The organism is Nitrospirales bacterium (genome assembly GCA_031315865.1).
In the GTDB taxonomy this organism is placed as follows: Bacteria; Nitrospirota; Nitrospiria; order Nitrospirales; family UBA8639; genus JAGQKC01.
Genome location: JALDRJ010000002.1, coordinates 193,913 through 214,862 on the forward strand (window position 1 = coordinate 193,913; position 20,950 = coordinate 214,862).

Annotated in this window: 24 protein-coding genes; 11 read left to right on the forward strand and 13 right to left on the reverse strand. The window is 50.7% G+C overall.

Features of this window, described 5'->3' with window-relative positions:
- Positions 1-8: 8 nt before the first annotated feature.
- Genes MRJ96_00895 through MRJ96_00905 form a run of 3 tightly spaced genes read right to left on the reverse strand, consistent with a single transcriptional unit; the run spans position 9 to position 2,999 of the window.
- Positions 9-1,643: a GH3 auxin-responsive promoter family protein gene (locus MRJ96_00895; protein MDR4499998.1), complete on the reverse strand. Its 1,635-nt coding sequence runs from the start codon at positions 1,641-1,643 to the stop codon at positions 9-11.
- Positions 1,636-2,526: a sterol desaturase family protein gene (locus tag MRJ96_00900; GenBank protein ID MDR4499999.1), complete on the reverse strand. Its 891-nt coding sequence runs from the start codon at positions 2,524-2,526 to the stop codon at positions 1,636-1,638. The genes MRJ96_00895 and MRJ96_00900 overlap by 8 nt, the downstream gene beginning before the upstream one ends.
- Positions 2,523-2,999 (reverse strand): hypothetical protein, encoded by a 477-nt coding sequence (locus MRJ96_00905; protein ID MDR4500000.1) that lies wholly within the window; start codon positions 2,997-2,999, stop codon positions 2,523-2,525. Before MRJ96_00905 ends, MRJ96_00900 begins: the two co-directional genes overlap by 4 nt.
- Before the next feature lie 55 nt (positions 3,000-3,054).
- Between MRJ96_00905 and MRJ96_00910 the strand changes: the two genes are divergently transcribed.
- Together MRJ96_00910 and MRJ96_00915 are read left to right on the forward strand one after the other, a co-directional pair.
- The gene (locus MRJ96_00910; protein ID MDR4500001.1) at positions 3,055-3,759 is read left to right on the forward strand and encodes an SDR family NAD(P)-dependent oxidoreductase; all 705 of its coding nucleotides are present in this window, start codon (positions 3,055-3,057) and stop codon (positions 3,757-3,759) included.
- A 60-nt stretch (positions 3,760-3,819) separates the two neighbouring features.
- Complete coding sequence (locus MRJ96_00915; GenBank protein ID MDR4500002.1) at positions 3,820-4,395, forward strand: heme-binding beta-barrel domain-containing protein; 576 nt, start codon at positions 3,820-3,822, stop codon at positions 4,393-4,395.
- A 27-nt stretch (positions 4,396-4,422) separates the two neighbouring features.
- Here the strand turns inward: MRJ96_00915 and MRJ96_00920 are convergent, their stop codons facing one another.
- The 5 genes from MRJ96_00920 to MRJ96_00940 form a co-directional block, all read right to left on the reverse strand.
- Positions 4,423-5,037, reverse strand: coding sequence for a carbonic anhydrase (locus MRJ96_00920; protein ID MDR4500003.1), 615 nt, complete (start codon positions 5,035-5,037; stop codon positions 4,423-4,425).
- A gap of 54 nt (positions 5,038-5,091) precedes the next feature.
- Entirely contained in the window at positions 5,092-5,664 is a 573-nt protein-coding gene (locus MRJ96_00925) for a L,D-transpeptidase (protein MDR4500004.1), read from the reverse strand.
- An 80-nt stretch (positions 5,665-5,744) separates the two neighbouring features.
- Positions 5,745-6,392: a hypothetical protein gene (locus tag MRJ96_00930; GenBank protein ID MDR4500005.1), complete on the reverse strand. Its 648-nt coding sequence runs from the start codon at positions 6,390-6,392 to the stop codon at positions 5,745-5,747.
- 265 nt (positions 6,393-6,657) lie between these two features.
- Complete coding sequence (locus MRJ96_00935) at positions 6,658-7,335, reverse strand: inorganic pyrophosphatase (GenBank protein MDR4500006.1); 678 nt, start codon at positions 7,333-7,335, stop codon at positions 6,658-6,660.
- A 436-nt stretch (positions 7,336-7,771) separates the two neighbouring features.
- Complete coding sequence (locus MRJ96_00940) at positions 7,772-8,161, reverse strand: CBS domain-containing protein (GenBank protein ID MDR4500007.1); 390 nt, start codon at positions 8,159-8,161, stop codon at positions 7,772-7,774.
- A gap of 203 nt (positions 8,162-8,364) precedes the next feature.
- On the opposite strand from MRJ96_00940, the gene MRJ96_00945 reads away from it, so the two are divergent.
- The 6 genes from MRJ96_00945 to MRJ96_00970 all read left to right on the forward strand — a co-directional run bounded on the left by MRJ96_00945 (position 8,365) and on the right by MRJ96_00970 (position 13,697).
- Positions 8,365-8,685 (forward strand): metalloregulator ArsR/SmtB family transcription factor, encoded by a 321-nt coding sequence (locus MRJ96_00945; protein MDR4500008.1) that lies wholly within the window; start codon positions 8,365-8,367, stop codon positions 8,683-8,685.
- The gene (locus MRJ96_00950; GenBank protein MDR4500009.1) at positions 8,637-9,515 is read left to right on the forward strand and encodes a phosphate ABC transporter substrate-binding protein; all 879 of its coding nucleotides are present in this window, start codon (positions 8,637-8,639) and stop codon (positions 9,513-9,515) included. Before MRJ96_00945 ends, MRJ96_00950 begins: the two co-directional genes overlap by 49 nt.
- Positions 9,472-10,350, forward strand: a complete 879-nt coding sequence (gene pstC, locus MRJ96_00955; protein ID MDR4500010.1) for a phosphate ABC transporter permease subunit PstC — start codon at positions 9,472-9,474, stop codon at positions 10,348-10,350. Before MRJ96_00950 ends, pstC begins: the two co-directional genes overlap by 44 nt.
- Positions 10,337-11,197 carry a phosphate ABC transporter permease PstA gene (gene pstA, locus MRJ96_00960; protein ID MDR4500011.1) on the forward strand — a complete coding sequence of 287 codons (861 nt, stop codon included), beginning with the start codon at positions 10,337-10,339 and terminating at the stop codon, positions 11,195-11,197. Before pstC ends, pstA begins: the two co-directional genes overlap by 14 nt.
- Positions 11,194-12,039 (forward strand): phosphate ABC transporter ATP-binding protein, encoded by an 846-nt coding sequence (locus MRJ96_00965; GenBank protein ID MDR4500012.1) that lies wholly within the window; start codon positions 11,194-11,196, stop codon positions 12,037-12,039. The genes pstA and MRJ96_00965 overlap by 4 nt, the downstream gene beginning before the upstream one ends.
- A gap of 266 nt (positions 12,040-12,305) precedes the next feature.
- Positions 12,306-13,697, forward strand: coding sequence for an OprO/OprP family phosphate-selective porin (locus tag MRJ96_00970; GenBank protein MDR4500013.1), 1,392 nt, complete (start codon positions 12,306-12,308; stop codon positions 13,695-13,697).
- A gap of 88 nt (positions 13,698-13,785) precedes the next feature.
- Here MRJ96_00970 and MRJ96_00975 read toward each other — a convergent pair whose 3' ends face one another.
- Positions 13,786-14,436: a hypothetical protein gene (locus MRJ96_00975; GenBank protein MDR4500014.1), complete on the reverse strand. Its 651-nt coding sequence runs from the start codon at positions 14,434-14,436 to the stop codon at positions 13,786-13,788.
- A 256-nt stretch (positions 14,437-14,692) separates the two neighbouring features.
- Here MRJ96_00975 and MRJ96_00980 point away from each other — a divergent pair, with 256 nt between their 5' ends.
- The 3 genes from MRJ96_00980 (at position 14,693) to MRJ96_00990 (ending at position 16,238) form a co-directional block, all read left to right on the forward strand.
- A complete protein-coding gene (locus MRJ96_00980) occupies positions 14,693-15,079 on the forward strand; it encodes a CBS domain-containing protein (GenBank protein ID MDR4500015.1) in 387 nt (128 codons plus the stop codon).
- A 40-nt stretch (positions 15,080-15,119) separates the two neighbouring features.
- Positions 15,120-15,599: a phosphate-starvation-inducible PsiE family protein gene (locus MRJ96_00985; protein MDR4500016.1), complete on the forward strand. Its 480-nt coding sequence runs from the start codon at positions 15,120-15,122 to the stop codon at positions 15,597-15,599.
- A 135-nt stretch (positions 15,600-15,734) separates the two neighbouring features.
- Positions 15,735-16,238 (forward strand): histidine phosphatase family protein, encoded by a 504-nt coding sequence (locus tag MRJ96_00990; GenBank protein MDR4500017.1) that lies wholly within the window; start codon positions 15,735-15,737, stop codon positions 16,236-16,238.
- Positions 16,239-16,275: 37 nt separating this feature from the next.
- Here MRJ96_00990 and MRJ96_00995 read toward each other — a convergent pair whose 3' ends face one another.
- The 4 genes from MRJ96_00995 to MRJ96_01010 form a co-directional block, all read right to left on the reverse strand.
- On the reverse strand, positions 16,276-16,653 hold the full coding sequence (locus tag MRJ96_00995; GenBank protein MDR4500018.1) for a polymer-forming cytoskeletal protein: 378 nt from the start codon (positions 16,651-16,653) through the stop codon (positions 16,276-16,278).
- 469 nt (positions 16,654-17,122) lie between these two features.
- Positions 17,123-18,670, reverse strand: a complete 1,548-nt coding sequence (locus MRJ96_01000; GenBank protein ID MDR4500019.1) for a Ppx/GppA family phosphatase — start codon at positions 18,668-18,670, stop codon at positions 17,123-17,125.
- 73 nt (positions 18,671-18,743) lie between these two features.
- Positions 18,744-19,121 (reverse strand): winged helix-turn-helix domain-containing protein, encoded by a 378-nt coding sequence (locus tag MRJ96_01005; GenBank protein MDR4500020.1) that lies wholly within the window; start codon positions 19,119-19,121, stop codon positions 18,744-18,746.
- Positions 19,122-19,330: 209 nt separating this feature from the next.
- On the reverse strand, positions 19,331-20,893 hold the full coding sequence (locus MRJ96_01010) for a sigma-70 family RNA polymerase sigma factor (GenBank protein ID MDR4500021.1): 1,563 nt from the start codon (positions 20,891-20,893) through the stop codon (positions 19,331-19,333).
- Positions 20,894-20,950: the final 57 nt, after the last annotated feature.

The window sequence follows — 20,950 nt, forward strand, 5'->3', positions numbered from 1 at the left end:
CCCAACAATCACCTCGCATATGAATAAAAATCGAACGAGCAGTCTTTGACGTACTGCAATCGCACGACTTTATACTGGGCTTCTCGCTGCCCCTCGGCAAGACAATGCCGCTTATACGATTCGGAGGTTCCGTCTTTCACGTACAGAACCTTCAAAGGCTGCAACCTTCCACTCTCACGTTTGACCTTGTACTCGATATTGAGCATGCTCAACTGACTGTCAAGCCTATGCATGACTCCTTCATTGAGCACAGGATGTTCGATACACATCGTATATTCCAGCCGGACTGGATCGGCAAGCATGAGAAAGAAGCCAAAGGCTATCCCATATTCCTGTCGGATGGCTTCCACGGCAGTCGTCACATGATGTTCGTAGAGCTTTTCTCCAGTTAGATTCGTGACTCCTTTGCCTTTTTGCACGAATTGAATCGTCGGCGTCTGATTGAACCAGCCCGTCACTTCGATAATATCATTCATGCAATACCGATACAGTCCGTTTCTAGTCGTCACGATCACATAGTACCTTTTGCCCTCTTCAACCTGGGCAAGAGTCAGGACCGGTGCATCATCATCCTCCCAATTTCCCTCCTCCACAAACTCGAAAAAGTTATCGTAGAATGTCGGGATACAACGATTGGACCGTACATCGATGTTCACACTACCGGCCAATTCACTCGACAAATATCCCATTTCGATCACTTCCGTCTTTGGCGGCAACAGTGCTTGCACTCGTGGAAGTAAGGCGGCACAGCTTCCCCCAGTCCAGGTCACCAAGGCTCGTAACCCCGGCCAGAACGAACCCAACGTCAAATGTGCCTGTTGCTCAAGAAACTTCTCTAGCTCCGTGATCCGAGATGGCTGGGGATGAGGCATGGGAATATTTACGTGAAAAACCGGCTTGTCTTTCAGGGGCAAGAGTTCTATCAGGACGGCCAGATTCTCACGAATGACATCGAAGAGTTTGATAACGGTCGAAGGATTGGCCGTCGCGATCAGTGAGAGGTTCGGCTCCGCTAAGGCGTGGGCCGCGATGGCGATGTACTTCCTATCATATTCCTCGATACGTAAGACTTCAGGAGGCAGTACAGCCTTGTCCCTGATAAAATCAGGCAACAATTCATGGAGGAATCCAGACATCGACCCGTAAGGAGTGCCGGTCTCCAAAGCTCCCTCCGCTCTCGCACTCGATAACACTAGAATCTTTCCATCAAAGATCGTTGGCAGGCCTTGATACTGGGCGAATGTCGTCAATTGTTGATGCCTGCTCAGGACACCGATCGTACTTTCCAAAATGGGGATATTTTTCGGTACTCCTGTTGTCCCACTTGTTTGAGCGTACGCCACAGGTTGCTCAATCGTGAGCCGACATTCTTTCGTCCGTTCCTGCGCCTCAATGTATGGCCGAAACTCTTCATACGTGTAAATCGGGACGGCGGCCCGATAGTCTTCGTATGATTGAATGAGATCAAAGTCATGTTCTTTTCCAAATGCCGTATTGGCATTCTTCGCCAGAATTTCATTCAAAACTTGCCTTTGGGACGACTGTGGATCATGGGTCTGCTTTATCATCGGACCCCAGACGCTCTTGTCGATCGATCGCATGTGGGAGTGAAGGTCAGTATGGCGAGACATTTCTTCAGACACGTTCGATCGGCTCCGCCTGTTTATCAACTCCGGGGATAAACGGCGTTTTCATCTGGGCGACAAAGTTGGATGGATAATGTCTGTTGATGAGTCCAAGGTCTCCGACATGCCGCCCTTTCGGTAAATACCAGGTCCCAAAGAACAGATCCCACACGATGAGATTGTTGCCGTAATTGTGATTGGATTCTTCCTTTTTCATGGAATGATGCCAGCGATGCAGTTCTGGCCCACTGACGATATAATTGAGGATGCCTAGTCGCACATCGACATTGCCGTGCTGAAAAAATCCGTTGACTGCATAACAGACAAAGTACAAACCAAGCACAGATTCCGACACTCCCAAGACAATAAACGGCAAGGCATCCAAGAAAAACTGTAAAGCTTTATCGATCGGGTGAAACCGTCCCACATTCAACCAATAGAGGGTATGAGGCGAATGATGGACCGCGTGAAATCTCCACAGGCATTCCCACTCATGAGCAAATCGATGGAGCCAATACCGAAATCCGTCAGCGATCAACATCATGAGCAACATTTGTGACGGAACGGACCAGGAACCCGGCCACACTCCCGACACGGCAAAACCATGGGGCTCAAGCAACTCCACTAACTTCACTGCAAGCGCGAAGGCTAACAGCTTCGGTAACGCGGCTTGAATCAAAATCATAAAGATGGCGTCTTGCCAAACATCGGCTCGACGCGGGAGCCAAGCTCTGCGATGAGGGAACCGATACTCAAGAATCATCATCAACAACGCGCCTATGAAAACAGAACTGTAGCTAGCCAAGTGTAATCCTGCGCCAATATTGAGCAGGAAATGATATAGGGCTACGCAAGCCGACAACACAACGGGGTACGCCCCATACCTCACGATTGTTTTCATGACGCGACAACCGATGATGCATTCGACGAGTGGCCATACCGATAGTGAAAATGTCCATAAACGAGGAGGAACGTGGCCAGAACGACGTGAAAGATCGTGGGTAACACCGCGCCAAACCAGAAATGATTCCTCGCGATCGTCAATCCGAGAATCAACCGAAGCATCATGCCTCCCAAGTACACGCCCCCCAATCCTAAGAGCATGTTTCCCCGACGTAACGAAGGAACTATGGTGAGATTGAACAGGCCTCGAATAACGTGAACACAGATCCCGATTATGATGAATTGAGCCAACACTAGTACCCCATAAGGCAGCGCACCACTATGCCAAGAGTCAAACGATGGCAGAAAAGACAGCGGATAGATCGCTTGTATGAGCTGGGCCATCACCCGGCCACAAAACATGACGAGCAATATCGACAACACCACGCCATATCGGCTAGAACTCTCATGGTGGAACGATGACGCTGTCATACGTATCTATTCGGTCATTTCACCGTGAGATTGATTCTTTTCACCTAGAGCCCGCATGGACATCCTCTCTCCCAGAAAAATCTTAATCATCGGCAATTCCGATGGAATCGGAGCTGCCGTGACTCGTGCCCTGGTTGCTCGAGGGGATAAAATTGTCGGTGTGTCTCGTAGTCCGAGTCCCCTGGACATGAACGGTCCCCGACACGAGACCCTGGATATCACATCGTCAACATACCCCGCGCTCCTGCAACGTCTTCTAGCCGAAGAAGGTCCGTTTGACGTCTGCATTTACTGTGCGGCGATTGGATCAGGCTTGACACTTCCCGATCTTTCCCGGGAAGCCCACGTCATTGAGGTTAACCTGACATCTATGGTACGAACCCTCTCTGCACTCACCCCTGGATGGATGGGACGCAGCAGCGGACATTTCATCGGCCTCTCCAGTTTGGCCGATGATTTTTACAATCAAGACGCACCATCCTATACGGCATCCAAAGCGGCCTTTAGTAACTATCTCGTGTCGATGGCGATGAAGTTGAGACCATACGGCGTGAGTGTGACGAATATTCGCTTCGGGTACGTCGACACGAAATTGCCGAAAGCCAACCACAAACCCATGATGATGACCCCAGAACGGGCAGCGGACCATGTCTTGCGTTGCATGAAGACCCGTCCGATTCAATTGAGCATCCCGAAAACGATCGGACTCATCCTCCATGGCTTACGATGGATACAATCCGTTCGAGTATGGACAGCCTGACCAGCCAAATCATGAATCTGAAACTACGGCAAGAAGTCGTAACGAAAGGAGAACGCGCACATGGCAGATGAAGAACTCATTCGGAACCTAGGCCCCTTGGGACCATTGGCGGGAACTTGGGAGGGGGATCAGGGGCTTGATGTCGCCCCATCGAAAAAACACGGCAAGAAGGAAACCTCGTTTCGTGAACACATGACCTTTGAACCGTTTGGTCCGGTGGTCAACGGCTCGCAATCGCTGTATGCCTTACGATACCGTACGACGATCTGGCCATTGGGAGAAGAGAATCCCTTCCATGAAGAAGTGGGCTATTGGCTATGGGACGCCGAAGCGAAGCAGGTTTTACGCTGTTTCATCGTCCCGCGAGGAATCGCCGTGGAAGCCGGCGGCACGGCCGAGCCCTCTGACACAACCCTGACCATGCAAGCAGATGTTGGATCAGAGACATACGGAGTGTTATCGAATCGCTATCTTGACCAACATGCAAAAACCGTCAGTTACCGACTCACGGTCACCATACATGATGGCAACAGCTTCAGCTATGAGGAAGATACGCTGTTGCAGATTGCGGGACAATCCGACGTGTTTCACCATACCGACAAGAATACGCTTAGGCGAATCACAGCGGCCTCATGATCCAAGAGTAACCATGATCAAAAAAGACTATCGCAGCTCGATAAATTCTTTTTTCTCAAAGTCATAGGTCCAGACTTCACCGGAGTCTATAGAATAGACCCAGCCATGCAGGCGAAGCTTTCCATTCTTTAACTTCGTCGCGACGGATGGATGAGTGCGAAGATGATCGAGCTGAACGACGACATTCTCCTTGATCGTCGCGACGAAGAGTTCATCGCCGGTCAAGTGTCCAAAATGGTCTGCCGCGATGCGTTGAGTCGTCTCGGCTTGCTGGAGCCAAACCTTCACGGCTGGCAACCCTTCAAGCTTATCCGGATGAAGGAGCGCTTTCATGGCCCCGCAATCGGTATGTCCGCAGACAATAATGTCTTGGATGTGTAAGACCGAAACCGCGTATTCCACCGTGGCGGTACTGCCGCCTATCGCCGCGCCGTAGGTCGGAATCAGGTTTCCTGCCGTCCGTAGAATAAAGAGGTCCCCAGGGTCTGTCTGAGTTAACAACGTCGGACTGACCCTGGAATCGGAACAGGTAATAAAGAGCGCCCGCGGCTCTTGCTTTCGGGACAGCGTCTGAAAAAGCTCTTCCTTTTCTTGAAAGATTTGACGTTGGAAGACTCGTAGACCATCGATCAGTTTCTGCATGTTCATCTCCTTTACGCCGACCGCCTCGCAGGACACGATACCGTATTCCCGTCCTCACACGATCACCAATCGGGCTCCAACAGGAACGGTCTCGAAGATATACCGGAGATCTTCGTCATTGAGCTGAATACAGCCGTGGGTGACATAGAAGCCCAGCAAATAGGTATAGAGCGCTCCATGGATAAAATAGCCATCGCCAAACCCCAGCGCATAGTCACCTAGCGCATTCGGTAGGAGCCGTTGACTCTGATCCTTCGGGACCGGAAGACCTTTTTCTATGAAGGCCCAATCCGGTCGAATCCATACCGGGTTTTTGAGTTTCGTCTCGATCGTAAATGTCCCGCGAGGGGTTTCAAACTTCCATGCTCTGGAGGGATTCGTGGGATCGTGTAATTCCTTTCCACTGCCTGTCGCGGCAAGAGCCGTATAAATGACCTGTTTCCCCCGCACTACCATGAGCAAGTTTTTGGAAAGATCCAGCAGAAGAGAGACTTCATCGTCCCGCTGTTCACGAAAGACACGATCTTTTGAGTTGTGAAACGATTCGCCATGGTTGAGGGGGATTCTCTCAGTACCCTTCTGATTCACGACATGACTGACCGGCCCCGCAAACACGAGTGGCAGCATCAGTGAGCCTAGGATGGACAAGGGCCAAACGATTCGCCAATTCATCCTGGAAGGCCTGCCCTTCTTTCAATCAAACCATATTATGGATTTCTGTCTTGCGTTTTCTCGATCGCCTGAAGAATCTGGTCTCTAATTCGAGATGCGACACCTCGCACCTTTTCCGCCTTCTCAGTGACCGCCGAATAGTCTTGAGGAGCGATTTCCTTGGGAATTTCAGCAAGCGTCGACTCGGCAGCATAGATATCGTTTTCCATCATCTCTAACACAATCTCCACATCCTTTCCCGACGGGGCTTGACTCAACATGGCCTTGGCCTCCCCAATCAGCTTACGGGCTTGAGACACGGCGAGCATGACATCGTTCTGCGCATGCTGATCGTTGCTGCTTATACTCGATGCCGTGTCACGATCGACGAGAGACGTAATCTTAGATTCCGCCTGCTTCGCCTTGTCCTCTACCTTGGCTAGAAGTTCTTCAGCTTTGGCATAGTCACGAAACAGCCAAAAGGCATCGTCCTGCGATTGAATTTCGTCGGCTGCCTCTTGAAGAGACTTCATCGCCTCTGCGAAAAGATCCGGAGCTGACTCTTCCGCCCCAGCTTGACGGGCATGTTCGAGTGCCTGCTGAGCCTTGGAAAGATCGGGTTTTGGAGAGTCGTCACAGCCCCACAACGTAATGAGACTCACCAGCATCATGGCCCGAAAGATACGTGACGTTTGTTTTATCATGACACACTCCCTGCTTTAGGCTGAATGCAATGAATAAAACCTTATGAAACCTACGCACATCATAGCATGTCATAGCCATAGGCGTGGACTCTATTGACCCGCAGCCCAAGCGTACGCCGTACACGAAAATAGTGCAACTCTGACGTCACAGGAGATCAGGACAGTGAAGACAACGATGGCGTGACAGTTAGCGTGACTTAACGGACTGCGATGGGACCAAGTGCATGGTCATTGGGAAGGCACTCTTGATGCGAAGAGCATCCCGTTACCGCGCTGCGGTTAACAGCGCATCAACGCTGGGATATTGGAGAAGGTAGTCTTCCTGGCTTCGCCGGATGACTTCATAGGCTTCTTCTCGTCCATAGACTTCAGCGATTTCACACTTTCGATGGGTGGACCCGGGAATATCCTTATACGTCAGGAAGTAATGCTTGAGCCGTTCAATCAACGCGGAGGGACAATGCTCAATTTCAAGCCACCCTTCATACACACCGTCCCCCTTCATCACGGCGATAATCTTGTCGTCAGCCTCGTCTCCATCGATCATCCGCAGACCTCCGATAGGCCGAGCCTCCAACAACACATCTCCATGCGTGATGGATTTTTCGGCTATGACGCAAATATCGAGAGGATCGTCATCTCCGACGACGTCGGTCTTCCCTGTACGGCTGGCGCACAGGCTCGCAACCCGACTGCCGCAACAAGTTCTGGGGATCAGACCATACAATGATGGGCAAATGTTGGAGAAACGTTGCGGACGATCGACTTTCAAATGGCCGGTTCGTTTGTCCAGCTCATACTTCATCGTATCGCTCGGAACGATTTCGATGTAGGCGGTGATGACTCTTGGCGCCTCAGGACCGATCGATACGCCATGCCAAGGATGTGATTTCGATACGCGACTCACGAGTTCCCAAACGGACTCCATGTCTACTTGGCTCATAGTTTTTCCCTCAAAATTCGGCTGCTCATCGTCATATTCATGACGATGAGATTGTAGATTGAATATTGGACACTTCTCCCTCACTATGTCGGGATTTCATCAAGGAATCTCAACCTCCACACAATTTTCAACACCATGCGCAGACAAAACAAGTCAGGTCATGGAATGGCACAAGAAAGCCCATATTCATCCTTGTTGCCTCCGTTCCCACTCAGTTGATAGCAGAATGCGCTCCTTCGACACTCTCTTTCCCGAGGAATGTTCACACGGTTCTCGGCCTCTAGGGTATCGGACGCATCAGTCTGAATCTAAAACCCGGAGCAAGCCTCTACCATCCGAGGCTCGGCTGAATGAGGCACAAACAGGTTGTATACGTTCTAGACAGGCAAGTCAGGGTTGTGGATGATATTCTAGCCGGTTGGTCGAGGGGAGTTCTCTACTCCACATGTTGCGTCACGGTTTTAAAGTACGCCAAAAGATCGCGGGCAGAAATGATGCCCACAATACTCTTTTCTTCTGTCACGACCAAATGCCGAATATGACGATCGGCCATGAGGTCACGCGCATACTGCGGAGACAATTTTTGATCGATAGAAATAATAGGACTCGACATCAGCTCTTGCACGATGAGTTGTCTCATATCTCGTTCCTCAGCGACGCCTTTCACGATATCCGTCTCGGTGATAATGCCGGCATATTCGTTCTGTCGCCGAACTAAGAGTGATCCAATACGTTGCTGATGCATAGAACGTGCGGCTTCATGAACAGTTGCTTCTTCCTGAATCGTACTCAAATTTTTCGTCATGAGTTGTCCGACCGTCGCCATAGGAGCACCTCCCATCTAGGTGACTAAGATCCTGTATTTTGTACCAACTTGAACGCTTTCGTCTACCATGAGAAGCGTTTTCCGTTTTTTATGAATCCCTGGCAGACTTCTACTGCTTGACTTTCTTTATCGAATTTCTTGGACGGCATTTCATATGAACAAAAATTCATGTAATATAGCCCAAACTCTCAAGACGACCCGGCATGAAGACACACACCGAGACCTGTGCAGATAAACTCAAAGTTCTGGCTGATACCACACGTCTTGCCGTTCTTGAGTCCTTGATGGACTGTCCGAAACTCGTCAGCGAGCTATTGGAAATCCTGCGCATTGAACAGAGTCTTCTATCTCACCATTTAAGCCAATTACGGGAAGCCGGCCTCGTAGAATCAACAAGAGAGGGGAAGGCCATGCGGTACCAGCTCGCGCCCGAAGTTTCCACGGCTTCTACCGGAAAGGCCCTGGATTTGGGCTGTTGTCAACTTTCTTTTCCATCACGATCGATGAAACGTCCCACACGATGATTTTTCACCTGACGAAATACCTCGCCATCGTCATCTGCCTCATCGCATGGGTGAGTTGTCGGGAAACATCAGCGACACACCCCACGACCACGAAACTCGTGATCACAGGGTCAAGCACGATCGCGCCCCTTGTCTCGGAGATCGCTAAACGGTTTGAAGCGCAACATCCGGACATTCGCATCGACGTCCAAACAGGAGGATCCTCACGCGGGATCGCCGATATCCGTCGCGGTCTTGCAGACATCGGAATGGCTTCCCGCAAGCTGAAAGAAGAGGAGCGGGATCTCTATGGAACCGTCATCGCCCATGACGGGATTGGGTTGATCGTGCACCGGTCAAACCCTCTTACGTCTCTTGATCATGATTCGATCGTGAGAATCTACACAGGGGAAATCACCAACTGGAAAGCCGTCAACGGTATCGACGCTCCCATTACAGTGGTCAGCAAGAGCGAGGGACGCGCAACGCTCGAATTATTCTTGCAACATTTCCAACTTTCAAGCTCACAAATCAAACCTCAGGTCGTCATTGGAGATAATGAACAGGGCATCAAAACCGTCGCTGGAAACCCCCATGCCATCGCGTTCGTATCCATTGGGACAGCTGAATATGACGCGGCTCAGGACGTTCCGATTAAATTACTGTCGTTTGGGACGATTCCCGCTTCTCTTGCAGAGGTTCAGGCCGGCCGTTTTCCACTGTCACGCCCTTTAACCTTGGTCACAGGAACACGTCCGACGGGTAATGTCAGCAGATTTATTGATTTCGCCACATCAACGGATATTCATGATCTGGTCAAACATCATTACTTTGTCCCCCTCAACGGGTGACCGCCTCCTCTTTCTCTCGCTTCGCAGTCTCGCGGGACTCGTGGGGATTCTCGTCTTTGGCATTTTTACATTTCTCATCATCGAAGGGTTTCCCGCGATTCGTGACGTCGGTCTCCTCGCCTTCGTGACGGATTCATCCTGGCACCCAACCGAATATCTGTACAATGTGACTCCGATGGTGGCGGCCACGCTACTGGTATCTGCCGGGGCGGTGCTGCTCGCCACGCCATTGGGCATACTCCTCGCGCTGTTTTGTCAATATTATGCGCCCACGAACATCGCGAGAGTTTACCAGCATTTTATCGAGCTATTGGCCGGCATTCCTTCTGTCGTGTATGGACTGTGGGGGCTCGTCGTGCTTGTTCCTCTCATCGCCAAACTTCACACTCCAGGATCAAGTCTGTTAGCCGGCATGCTGATCTTGACGGTCATGATTCTGCCGATCGTGACGCTCGTCAGCCAGTCAGCGCTTCAGCAAGTCCCGAAAGACCTCACGCAGAACGCGGTCGCATTGGGGCTGACTCGTTGGAGTATCATTCGCCACATCATTCTCCCGACGGCAAAGCCGGGAATCCTGGCAGGCGTGATTTTGCAAACAGGGCGAGCCCTTGGTGAGACCATGGCCGTTTTGATGGTTTGTGGCAACGTCGTTCAGTATCCTTCAAGTGTATTCGACCCCATTCGCACCCTGACGGCGAATATCGCCTTGGACATGGCCTATGCGACAGGCACTCATCGCGCGTCCCTCTTTTTCATGGGCTTGCTTCTCTTGCTCATCGTCTTGGGCCTCGTCATGATGGCGCAACACTCCAGCAGACATCATGCCTATCGTTAGTCCATCACCCCAACGGCACGATACGTTCTCTGCCTTCATCGTCTGGACCGTCGCTGGACTGTTTGGAGCCTTTTTTCTTTGGCTTACAGGAGACGTGTTGTGGCACGGCTTCGCGCATCTGTCTTGGAACTTTTTCATGCAGTCGCCAGTCGATGCGGGACGTCAAGGAGGCATCGGTTCCATCCTCGTCTCAACCGGGCTCATTCTTCTCGTCTGCATGATCGTAGCCTTACCTCTTGGACTTGCCACGGCGGTGTTTCTTTCGGAATTTACCGCGTACGCCCATGCCACCTCGCGCTATGTCCAGCGAAGCCTGGATGTCTTGGCGAGCGTTCCGTCTATCGTTTTTGGACTATTCGGCAATGCCTTGTTTTGCCAGGTACTGGGGCTCGGTTTTTCCATTCTTGCTGGCGGCCTCACGCTGGCCTGCATGATCCTGCCCATCCTGATTCGCACGACAGAACAGGGATTCCGTGCGCTGCCGCATGAGTATCGTTCTTCCGCTGCCGCCTTGGGCTTGACGAAACGGGCAACGATCCTTCACGTGTTACTGCCCGGCGCGCTTCCTGCACTGATCATCGGCTTTGTCCTGGGGCTGGGACGAGCCATAGCCGAAACGGCCGCGCTGATTTTCACGAGCGGGTACGTCGATCGAATGCCGGAATCTCTGCTGGATTCCGGCAGAACCTTGTCGATTCATATTTATGATCTGTCGATGAATGTTCCAGGAGGAGACCAAGCTGCCTATGCGACAGCTCTCGTCTTGATTTTCTGCCTGCTCATTATCAACGGTCTATCCAATCGGGTTTCCGCACGTTGGACAGACAAGAGGATGCACATCGCATGAGTTCTCAAGCCAGGCTTGACCGAAAGCAACCGCCTTCCCCCTCGAAAATTCTGTCCATCTCGCCATGTTGCGACCCTAACCCGTTCATTCAAACAAAAAATCTCTCGCTCTGCTATGAAAACCAGCCAGCGTTTCAGGATATATCGCTCACGATTCATCGCGGATGCTTGACGGCCATCGTCGGCCCGTCAGGAAGCGGAAAAACCAGCTTTTTGTTATGCCTCAATCGCCTGATCGATCTCATTCCTGGCTCTCAGGTATCAGGGAAGGCCCGCTTAGCCGGGTTGGACCTTCTTTCCCCACACATCGATGTGTTGCAACTTCGCCGACGAGTGGGGCTCATCTTCCAAAAACCCAACCCGTTTCCGATGTCTATTCACAAAAATCTGGATTTTCCCCTCAAAGAGCATGGAATCGGTACCTCTTCGATTCGACGGGACCGAATCAAAAAAACGCTCATGGATGTCGGGCTTTGGCAAGAGGTCAAAGATCGACTCGACGCGCCGGCCTTGAGTTTATCCGGAGGCCAACAGCAACGTTTGTGTATCGCTCGGGCTCTCGTGCTGTCCCCGGATGTCCTCTTAATGGACGAGCCATGTAGTGCGCTAGATCCGTTGTCCAGCGGGGTGATCGAGGATTTGCTGTTTAGCCTGCGGGGGCAATATACGGTACTCATCGTCACGCACAATCTCGGCCAGGCGCGACGATTGGCCGATTATGTCGGAGTGTTTTGGCCTCATCAGGAAGGTGGACGCTTAATAGAATTCGGGACGACGACACAGATATTTGAGACTCCTCAACACGAACTCACGAACGCCTACATCAATGGGATCCGGCGTTGATTCTTGCCATAGTCAGCACCTCGTATTTCGTATAACGCACCTTCCTTCCCTTCGATACACGCCACACGTTCAACCTTTCGACCACACTTGATCGCGTACATGATTCTCGCTCGACCGCTCAAACCTTTACATTTTACGGCACTTTGATTCGTCCGTAACACCGCTGTAACAAATGTGCTCTATGCTCAGGTCGAACTGAGTACACGAACCATTGCGATGGAATGCGATGAAATATTCTCTATACATCAACCAATTAGGAGGTTTGAATGATCACTGCCAGCATGAAAGTCATGGCTCTCATTTTTATGCTCTTGTATGGGAGCATTCTCACAACCCCAGCCTTTGCCGGAGATACCCTTGCTGATGTGCTCCGGGAAAAAGGCACGATTTCCAAAGAGGACTACATCCGCATTCAGGCCCATGAGGAGAAACAAGCTGCGGAGATGAGCAAAAAGAAAAAAGATGATGAAGTGAAAGTTGGATGGGGCAAAAAAGGTTTTTCTCTGACGACAGCGGACGGACTCTTCAGCACGTCCATTCAATGGAGATTCCAAGGCCGCTATTCGTACCCGGAGAGCGGAGACCCCCGAACGGTCAGTGCCTTCAATGACCAAGACGAACAAAACTTTGAACTCCGACGAGTCCGGATGAAAGTCGGGGGATTTGGGTATAAGCCCTGGATCCAATATTATTTCGAAATGGATTGGCAACCCAGCAGAGCCTCGGGTGAGGATTCGAACGACTCTGCACCCCGGTTACTCGATTGGCGCATCATGCTCGAGAAATTTCAATGGCTGCAGCTCCAGATCGGTCAATGGAAAGTTAACTACAACCGCGAACGGGTCGACTCCTCCGGAAAACAGCAATTCGTCGAGCGCTCGATCGTCAATCGGGTGTTTACGATCGATCGTCAAGTGGGTGTCATGATCCAAGGCCATCTGGCGCCGGGAACCTTCGCCGATTCACGATACTATCTCGGCGTGTTTAATGGATCTGGCCGAGGCGAGCTGAACGATGATGACCAGATGATGTACATGGGACGCTTTCAATGGAACTTCCTGGGCAGGGATCTCAAATGGGAGCAGAGCGACACAGAATATCATGAAAGGCCTGCCGGAAGCGTGGCATTCGGTGCGTATACGACGACCGGAAAGTGTACTCGATGGTCATCGAGCGGTTGCGGAACCTTGTCCAGTCCCGATTCTCTGGGAAACGCGTTTACGAGCGACTCCAACGCCGCCAATGGTCAATTCCGTGTCGAAGGGATGGTCGAGGAATTTGCGTTTAAATGGCGAGGACTATCGATTCAACATGAATATCATTGGAAACAAGTCAAAGACTCTGGTGGAGGCATCAGCGGCGTTCCGAGTTCCAAGACAAATCTCATGGGAAGTTACTCGCAGATTGGGTACTTTCCTCATGGCTTGATCCCGGCCATACCGAAACCGTTGGAAGTTGCATTTCGATATGCCTTCGTCGATCCAAATGTTTTTGCCAAAAATGACAAACGCCAAGAGTTTACCTTCGCGACGAACTGGTTTTTTGCCGGGCATCGAAACAAACTGACCCTGGACGTCTCTTACCTCACACTGGCCGTCCCAACCGGTAAAGATTTAATCGAAGAACGAATCCGACTCCAATGGGACGTCTCGTTCTAACGTAAGCGGCGCACTCCTCCGCTTATCTTCGACTGCCCCTCTTCCCATCAGGAGGGGCAGTCGTACCTTTTCTTCTTGAGAGTCTTCTTTATGGAATGTCCATGTAGGACACGGCTGCATGCCACGGTTCTCCCTTCAGCTTGTCAAACCAACTCAAGCGTTGAAGCTTGACCATAAACTGACTCGGCTCAAACACCAATCGTCCTGGCTCTGGGCTTATTGGCTCCAAAGGACGCAGTCGAAATGGAGCTTCGTACTCGGAATTGTCCCTCCAAATCAGTGTTTTCACGTTATAGTTACTTAAAATCATATGGAACGTCTGGTCTTTGACAAAGATGCCCCCCGAAGTCGTGGCTTCGTACAGTTCTGAAATTTCAGCCGTCTCGAAAAAGGTCACGATCTCTTCTGGAGTCGCCTGTTGAAGACCCTTGACGAACAACGGGGCGAAAAACTCGGCTTCTCGATCACTCAACGCGCGATGACGAACGCCCGGACTCGAATAGGCCGTCTCTTCTTCTTCCACGTAAAACCCTTTCAGCATTTTTGTCATCCGCTCCACAGAAATCGTCGCGGGGTGCGAATACCCTTGTCCCGACTCATCGGACGAGACGGTTTTTAGCCGCACAACACGTTGAGGGCTATCGTAAATCGTCACGGTAAAAAATTGCGGAGTAAAACAGCTCACCACGCCTCCACACAACGCGATCATCATTCCTGTCAATACGGCAATTGGTTTCATGACCCTCCTCTTCTCGTGATATGGCTTAGACACACATTGGCTGTCCATTTGAAACGGTTCTGTACCCAGGGCGTTCATCACAGACTCGACTACTATAGTGAAAGACACGATCGCTGTTCAAAATCGGATACGATCCTCTCGAAACATTTTACATAGATGACACGTCTCAGTGACACGAAAGTAACAGGAATCTCCTAAGATACATTCTCAAGAAGTCGAGTTTATCATTTTATTCTCTTAACGAAAGGAAAATCACATGGTCCACATCCATGATGTGATGAAACGGGACATCGTCACGGTCGAGGATCGCATGTCTGTCTCATCTGTCGCAAACCTCATGCGCATTCAGAGGATTGGCAGCGTACTCGTCAAACGCGAAGGAGAAATCGTCGGAATCGTCACGGAATCCGACATCGTTAGAAAGGTCGTCTCGATGCATCGATTCGCGGAATATACTCCCGTGCATCGAATCATGAGCAAACCCGTCATTTGCATCGATGAAGATAGTCCGATCTTCGAAGCTGCTGACTTGATGGACCGGTCTCACATCAGACACTTGGGCGTCGCCAATCGTCATGATGGAATTATTGGCGTACTTTCGGTCCGTGACTTATTGCACCCGGTAGCCATCGATGAATTCTAAAAGACTCGATATTTCTACACACAAGGAGAACCAAGCATTTATGACCTATCTTCAATCAGGCCTATCCGCATTAGGACGATCATTCGCCATCGATATGACTCAATTCTGGATCCAGGGCGTCAAAGTCATCCTCAGCCTTTTGATTCTCACGATCTTGACCGCCCTGGCAGGCGGCACACTCATGACGTTCATAGGACTCCAATCACTCTTCACCGAACCATTAGAGATTGCAATGCGGCAAGTCATCGTGAATACGCTGCTTCTCTTGGCCATCGTCGAAGTCCTGAAAACGACACTCACCTACTTTTCTGAAGGTCGGGTGAAAGTCACGTTTATCGTTGACACGATTCTCGTCGTCATGCTGACGGAAGTCATTTCACAATGGTTCAAAGAAGCGCATATGATCCAGTGGGGCATCCTCGGCGGGATCATTGCTACACTCGCACTCACTCGCGTGATAGCGGTCCAATGGTCACCCACAAAAATCGATGACCGTCCTGACTCATCCATCACGACCTAATCGGGCCAGAAATCTTCTCCCCCAGCCCTCCATTCATTTTCTGCATGCGGCATCATTCCTTCCCTTCCCTCCTCACGTTTCTTCAAGCCCACGTCTCTCCCGTCAGGGGGTGCGTTATGGTATGCTGCCCCCATCATGCGATGCATTTTGTTCAGACATGGGATCGCTGTTGACCGTGAAGAATGGCGTGGACATGAATGTGATCGTCCATTGACGAATGGCGGATACAAAAAAACGTGTCAAGCGGTAGAGGGCCTCGCGGTGGTATCGCCAGGCATCACGCACATACTCTCCAGCCCTTTCGTTAGGGCTCTAGAAACCGCTCAAATTATCAAGGACGTGTTAGGGTTGAAAGAAAAAGTCCAAACCTGCCAGGCACTCGTGTATGATCACGCGCCACTCCAAATGTTTCCGATCCTGACCAAATTTCCGGATGAGTCTTACCTTATCTGTGTGGGGCATGAACCGCATTTAGGGCAACTCGCGGGGTTGATGATCGCAGGAAAATGCCTTCCAGGCCTATCCCTCAAGAAGGCTGGAGCCTGTGCCATTCAATTTCAAGTAAGGCCAATAATTGGGGCAGGCCTATTGGAGTGGTGGCTGAAACCTGGTCAACTACGGCGATTAAGCCGATCATAAACCATCAGCAAACTGGGACAATGAAGGCCATCGACTGTTATCGTCGATCCATCTTCAACGTACCTGAGACTTGAACCCCGTCCTCAAGAGTAAACTTGGGCGTTGATATGGCTCCTTCCACGATCGCGGGGGCCAATAAATCAACCTGCCGGCAAGCCATGATATCTCCCCGAATCGGCCCTTGCGTAATGAGATGGTCTGCCCGAATATCCGCCACAATCACGGCGTCTTTTCCGATATGAAGAGTTTGATCAGTGTGGATTTCTCCTTCCACGTACCCGTCAACTCTTGCCATCCCGCGAACATGGAATATTCCCTGCACATGCGACCCTTTGCTGATGTACAATTCAAAGGACTGATCACGGCCTAGGATCTTCTGGTTGCTGCTTCCGGAGTTAACGATCTCCTTTCGCATAGGTGCACTCCTTTCATCTTATCCGCGTCAACTGACGGCAAGAACCTACATACAAGGACGCCGCCATTGATCCAAGAAAACACTCTTCTGTGCGTCAGCTTACGGGAGGATAGTGAAGGAAAATGGCGAGAAACAATTACCCATTCGGGTGGTTATAACCGTTTCCAGTGATACCGAAACGATCCAGCGCTCCCTTGTACGCCTTTGCTCCTCAAGACGTGAGAGAAACATCCATGTGTGTCATGATATCCAAACGGGTATCACCTTCCGCTTCTGACAACGTCATACCGCGCGAGGTTTGTCGTCTGTATCGATTGGAACGTATTTGGATTCGCTATAACACATACGCCATGTGATCATAAGCTTGAGAGAGCATACTCATGACTCAGGGAAAGGCTTCCAAGAGCAGGCTTCTCTTCATCAAAAGCGCTTTGGATTACAGGAGAACGCAGACTGAACGGACAGGCTACTACTGTCCATTCCTGATCTGAAAGACGAACTGCACGGGGCGATTGAAGAGTTTTTCGAGGAATGCCGCTCGTTTTTGAGCTGCCCAAACCTCGAGTTCTGGATCGGTCGAACAGACTAAGTCAAATTGGATACACTGCTTGATGGATACCGATACGTCTTGAACGACCCCAAATTGGCTACGGTCAAGCCCATCAGTGATACGGAGCATCGCGCTCAGAAATTTGACGACTTTTCGTTGAGGTCCGGATAGCGCCTCAAACATCGCATGTTTTTTGTGGGGAATGGCCCTCCGATGATATCGTACGACATTCGCCACGATGTCGACTTCATCGACGGTAAGCCCGGACAAATCTCCGTGCTTAATCAAGTAATACCCGTGTTTATGATGTTGACGGCGGCGAATGAGGTATCCCACATCATGTAACAATGCGGCATAGTCCAACCATTCTCGCTCTTGATCACCCAGGCCATGCAACAGCTTCAGGTCATCGAAAACCTGGAGAGCCAGCTTCGAGACATGCAGGGCATGACTTTCCGCAAAATGACACTTGCGGCCAAACAAGATGATATTCCGACGGCGTGTGTTGGGAATCTCTTTTTCAGCTTCAAGTCCTTCACGATTCCGTTTAATAAAATCGAAGATCAACCCTTCACGAAGGGCCTTGTCACTGATGGTCAGCGTTTTCGCCCCAGACTTTTCCAATAAACACCGGAAAAACATCGCCCCCGGGAGCAACGTATCCACCCGTTTGGGGTCAAGACCAGGGATCAACAAACGTGATTTCATCTCACACTGCGCGAGCTCTGCCTCGAGTGAGCGAATTTCATCAAGTTCTATCGTCGCGAGATTTAATTGAGGAACCGGTTTTCCCGTGCGCCGAAGATAAATGATTTCAGTGAGATTTCCCGCGGTCCCAGACGTCGCTACGACACTCGCGAACGTGAACTCTCGCGAAGACTTCAGGCCGACATCCAACCCGTCATTAATAGTTTTTTCTAGCTCCTTTAACTGACTTTTTGTTGGAGGATCTTGTTTGAGATACCGGTCTTTCAGCCGAATCGTGCCGAGCTTGAGGCTCCGCCCAAACAACATCTGCTTCCGGTTACACGCAATCACTTCGACTGACCCCCCTCCAACATCAGCAATCAGTGAAGGATCATCGGACAACTCCATACTATTCCCCACACCGAGATAAATAAGGCGTGCTTCTTCTTTCCCTGTGATAACCTGAACATTCAGACCGGTTTGCGCTTCAACCTCTTGAATGAACTCGCCCCCATTTTTCGCTTCCCGTACGGCACTTGTGGCCGTTGCCACGGTTCGCTCGAATCCCTTATTCCGAGCGAGCGTGGTAAGGTTTCGCAAGGCATCTATTCCCCGAGCCATCGCGGCCTCGGACAGGGTGCTATTCGTAAACGTGCCATCTCCCAGTCGTACCATATCTTTAAAACGGTCCATGACTTTGTACGAGAAGTCTGTGCCGATTTCGACCAAAACCATGTGAATGGAATTGGTCCCGATGTCAATCACGGCAAGTTTGCTCATAGCATTCTCGTGGCGAACAGATGAAGAGGAACTCCTACAGGAGGCGTTGAATAGTCAGGATACATAAAGATGTTTATCCGCTCGACGGATCGATGATACGCAGGCGGTAACCGATCCCCCAGACAGTATCGATCGCAAAATCCGAGAGGCTCAAGGACTGTAATTTTCGACGGAGTTTAACTATATGCCGGTCGATCGTTCGAGGTTCCACGAAGACGTCTTGTCCCCACACGTTCGCAAGCAACGCTTCACGAGAACAGATACCGTTCGACTCATCATACAATACTAACAAAATGTGATATTCCTTTCGAGTCAATCGTATCTTTCTCTCCCGGTAAAATACCTCCCTGGTCATCTCATGAAATTCCAACACTACGTCATTCACGGTCGGCTGCCCGGGCATTGGGCCTGGCGATTGATGCATGCTTAAGGCCGTATTTGGAGTGAACACGTCATCAACCTTTGAGTTTATCTCGTCGGTGGAGTTGGGCCATGGTTCACGGACAGTTCCACATTATTCACGATCGAAGGGTAGCAGGACGAAATTGCCGGAGTGTTAGCACTATGTAACATCCTCGTAAACAACCATTGACGAGAGCAAAACGGACTTCCCCAATGCATACCCGTCCGGAAATGTGTCGCACGGAGGCAAGAGGACGATTACTCACATTGAACATAACTGCGGAGACCTTGGACGTACGAAGATTGTTGAAGTTTATCAAGAGCCTTATTTTCGATCTGTCGGATACGCTCACGCGTCACACCATACACCTTGCCAATTTCAACACGATTCAATTCTTCCTGATCTTCACTCAACCCATATCGCTTCGTCACAATTTCCTGCTCTTTGGGACGTAGGATTGCCAAAGCCTGCAAGATACGTTCTTTCAATTGTTGCTGAGTCGCCAAATGAAACGGGCTCGGACCATGCGCACGCAACCATCCCGACGATGAACCCGACGCCGGCGATTCAACCATCAGAAAATCCAACGAAACCGGCTCGAGAATGAGCTCGCGCACACGATCCACGCATGAATCAGAAAGCTCAGATCCATCCACAATCTCCTGAAATGATGGCTCACGGCCTAATTGTTGCGCCAACCTACGCTGAGCATGATTCACGGCCCCCTTCGCCCTAGACATATGGGCCGGAATTCTCACAGTCGACTCTTGGTCGTCTAACGCTCGCCTCATCGCTTGGCAGATCCACCAGGAGGCATAAGTGCTAAATTGACTCCCTTGCTGTGGATCAAAACGTTCGACGGCTTTCATAAGTCCGATATTGCCTTCTTGAATAAAATCCATCAGGTCGAGATGCGTACCGTAATACTTTCTCGCGAGTGACACGACCAGACGAAGATTCCGTTGAACCACGACTTGCACGGCCTCATTCATACGGACTTCCACACGGTCAAGTTCATCAACGACCTTGATCAATCTATCCAGTGACATCTGCGCGACCTGTTGCGCGAGCATCGTCCATTCTTGCTGAATCCTCCGTAACGGCTCGATCGTCTCACTCTCCACATCCCTCTCTCCATAGACGTCCATCAACCGGCGAATCGATTCATCGAGTGACGCGAAAGAGACATCCATAGAGATTGGCCAATTGAGATGATGCAAGATCTGTAAAACCGTGTCTCGAGAGGCGACGACCTGAGTTCTCACATCTTTCATGTTTTGGGAAAACTTAGACACGATGGAAGGCCTCAGGCCCAGGCGACGGACGAGATTGAGGATTTGAGTTTGCAACACACCACACTCGTGCGCGATGCGGTGTTGTTTTCTTGGGACATGCCAACCTGCGCCTTTACGACAATCGGCGACTAAAAAGCGGCGCAAAAGTCCAATCGCGTCTTGAAGCAAAGCCCCCTGCGTCACCGTCTTCGCATGGTCAGGACTCACTTCATCCTGAAGGTTCGCCGCACTCTTCTGCCTTCGATAATCGATGAGATCGTTGATGGACCTGTCGCCTTTATCAACTGACACCAATAACTCAAGCAAACTATGAACCGTCATGGGATTCGTATATAACAGGGAATCGTGGCGGTCCTTCCACGTTTGGACGTCCTTTAATAACCGTCGTTGTTCTTGATGGGTAGGCAATGGCGATGAGCCGATTTCACGCAGATAGAGTTCCACGACATCAGGCTTCCTGGAAATTGAACGGACAGCGCACGTTACGGTATTTCCACGAAGATCATATGAACGTCCACGAGGCATACAAGGGTCCTTTCCATAATCCGACGTTGTTGAAGTAAGGCTCCTGATCGTGATCAT

What these genes read in the sequence shown, in the direction of transcription:
- MRJ96_00900 (MDR4499999.1), bottom strand. Translation starts at nt 2,526, where the DNA reads ATGAAAACAATCGTGAGGTATGGGGCGTACCCCGTTGTGTTGTCGGCT.
- MRJ96_00905 (MDR4500000.1), bottom strand. Translation starts at nt 2,999, where the DNA reads ATGACAGCGTCATCGTTCCACCATGAGAGTTCTAGCCGATATGGCGTG.
- MRJ96_00910 (MDR4500001.1), top strand. Translation starts at nt 3,055, where the DNA reads ATGGACATCCTCTCTCCCAGAAAAATCTTAATCATCGGCAATTCCGAT.
- MRJ96_00915 (MDR4500002.1), top strand. Translation starts at nt 3,820, where the DNA reads ATGGCAGATGAAGAACTCATTCGGAACCTAGGCCCCTTGGGACCATTG.
- MRJ96_00920 (MDR4500003.1), bottom strand. Translation starts at nt 5,037, where the DNA reads ATGCAGAAACTGATCGATGGTCTACGAGTCTTCCAACGTCAAATCTTT.
- MRJ96_00925 (MDR4500004.1), bottom strand. Translation starts at nt 5,664, where the DNA reads ATGCTGCCACTCGTGTTTGCGGGGCCGGTCAGTCATGTCGTGAATCAG.
- MRJ96_00930 (MDR4500005.1), bottom strand. Translation starts at nt 6,392, where the DNA reads ATGATAAAACAAACGTCACGTATCTTTCGGGCCATGATGCTGGTGAGT.
- MRJ96_00935 (MDR4500006.1), bottom strand. Translation starts at nt 7,335, where the DNA reads ATGAGCCAAGTAGACATGGAGTCCGTTTGGGAACTCGTGAGTCGCGTA.
- MRJ96_00940 (MDR4500007.1), bottom strand. Translation starts at nt 8,161, where the DNA reads ATGGCGACGGTCGGACAACTCATGACGAAAAATTTGAGTACGATTCAG.
- MRJ96_00945 (MDR4500008.1), top strand. Translation starts at nt 8,365, where the DNA reads ATGAAGACACACACCGAGACCTGTGCAGATAAACTCAAAGTTCTGGCT.
- pstC (MDR4500010.1), top strand. Translation starts at nt 9,472, where the DNA reads ATGATCTGGTCAAACATCATTACTTTGTCCCCCTCAACGGGTGACCGC.
- pstA (MDR4500011.1), top strand. Translation starts at nt 10,337, where the DNA reads ATGCCTATCGTTAGTCCATCACCCCAACGGCACGATACGTTCTCTGCC.
- MRJ96_00965 (MDR4500012.1), top strand. Translation starts at nt 11,194, where the DNA reads ATGAGTTCTCAAGCCAGGCTTGACCGAAAGCAACCGCCTTCCCCCTCG.
- MRJ96_00970 (MDR4500013.1), top strand. Translation starts at nt 12,306, where the DNA reads ATGATCACTGCCAGCATGAAAGTCATGGCTCTCATTTTTATGCTCTTG.
- MRJ96_00975 (MDR4500014.1), bottom strand. Translation starts at nt 14,436, where the DNA reads ATGAAACCAATTGCCGTATTGACAGGAATGATGATCGCGTTGTGTGGA.
- MRJ96_00980 (MDR4500015.1), top strand. Translation starts at nt 14,693, where the DNA reads ATGGTCCACATCCATGATGTGATGAAACGGGACATCGTCACGGTCGAG.
- MRJ96_00985 (MDR4500016.1), top strand. Translation starts at nt 15,120, where the DNA reads ATGACCTATCTTCAATCAGGCCTATCCGCATTAGGACGATCATTCGCC.
- MRJ96_00990 (MDR4500017.1), top strand. Translation starts at nt 15,735, where the DNA reads ATGCGATGCATTTTGTTCAGACATGGGATCGCTGTTGACCGTGAAGAA.
- MRJ96_00995 (MDR4500018.1), bottom strand. Translation starts at nt 16,653, where the DNA reads ATGCGAAAGGAGATCGTTAACTCCGGAAGCAGCAACCAGAAGATCCTA.
- MRJ96_01000 (MDR4500019.1), bottom strand. Translation starts at nt 18,670, where the DNA reads ATGAGCAAACTTGCCGTGATTGACATCGGGACCAATTCCATTCACATG.
- MRJ96_01010 (MDR4500021.1), bottom strand. Translation starts at nt 20,893, where the DNA reads ATGCCTCGTGGACGTTCATATGATCTTCGTGGAAATACCGTAACGTGC.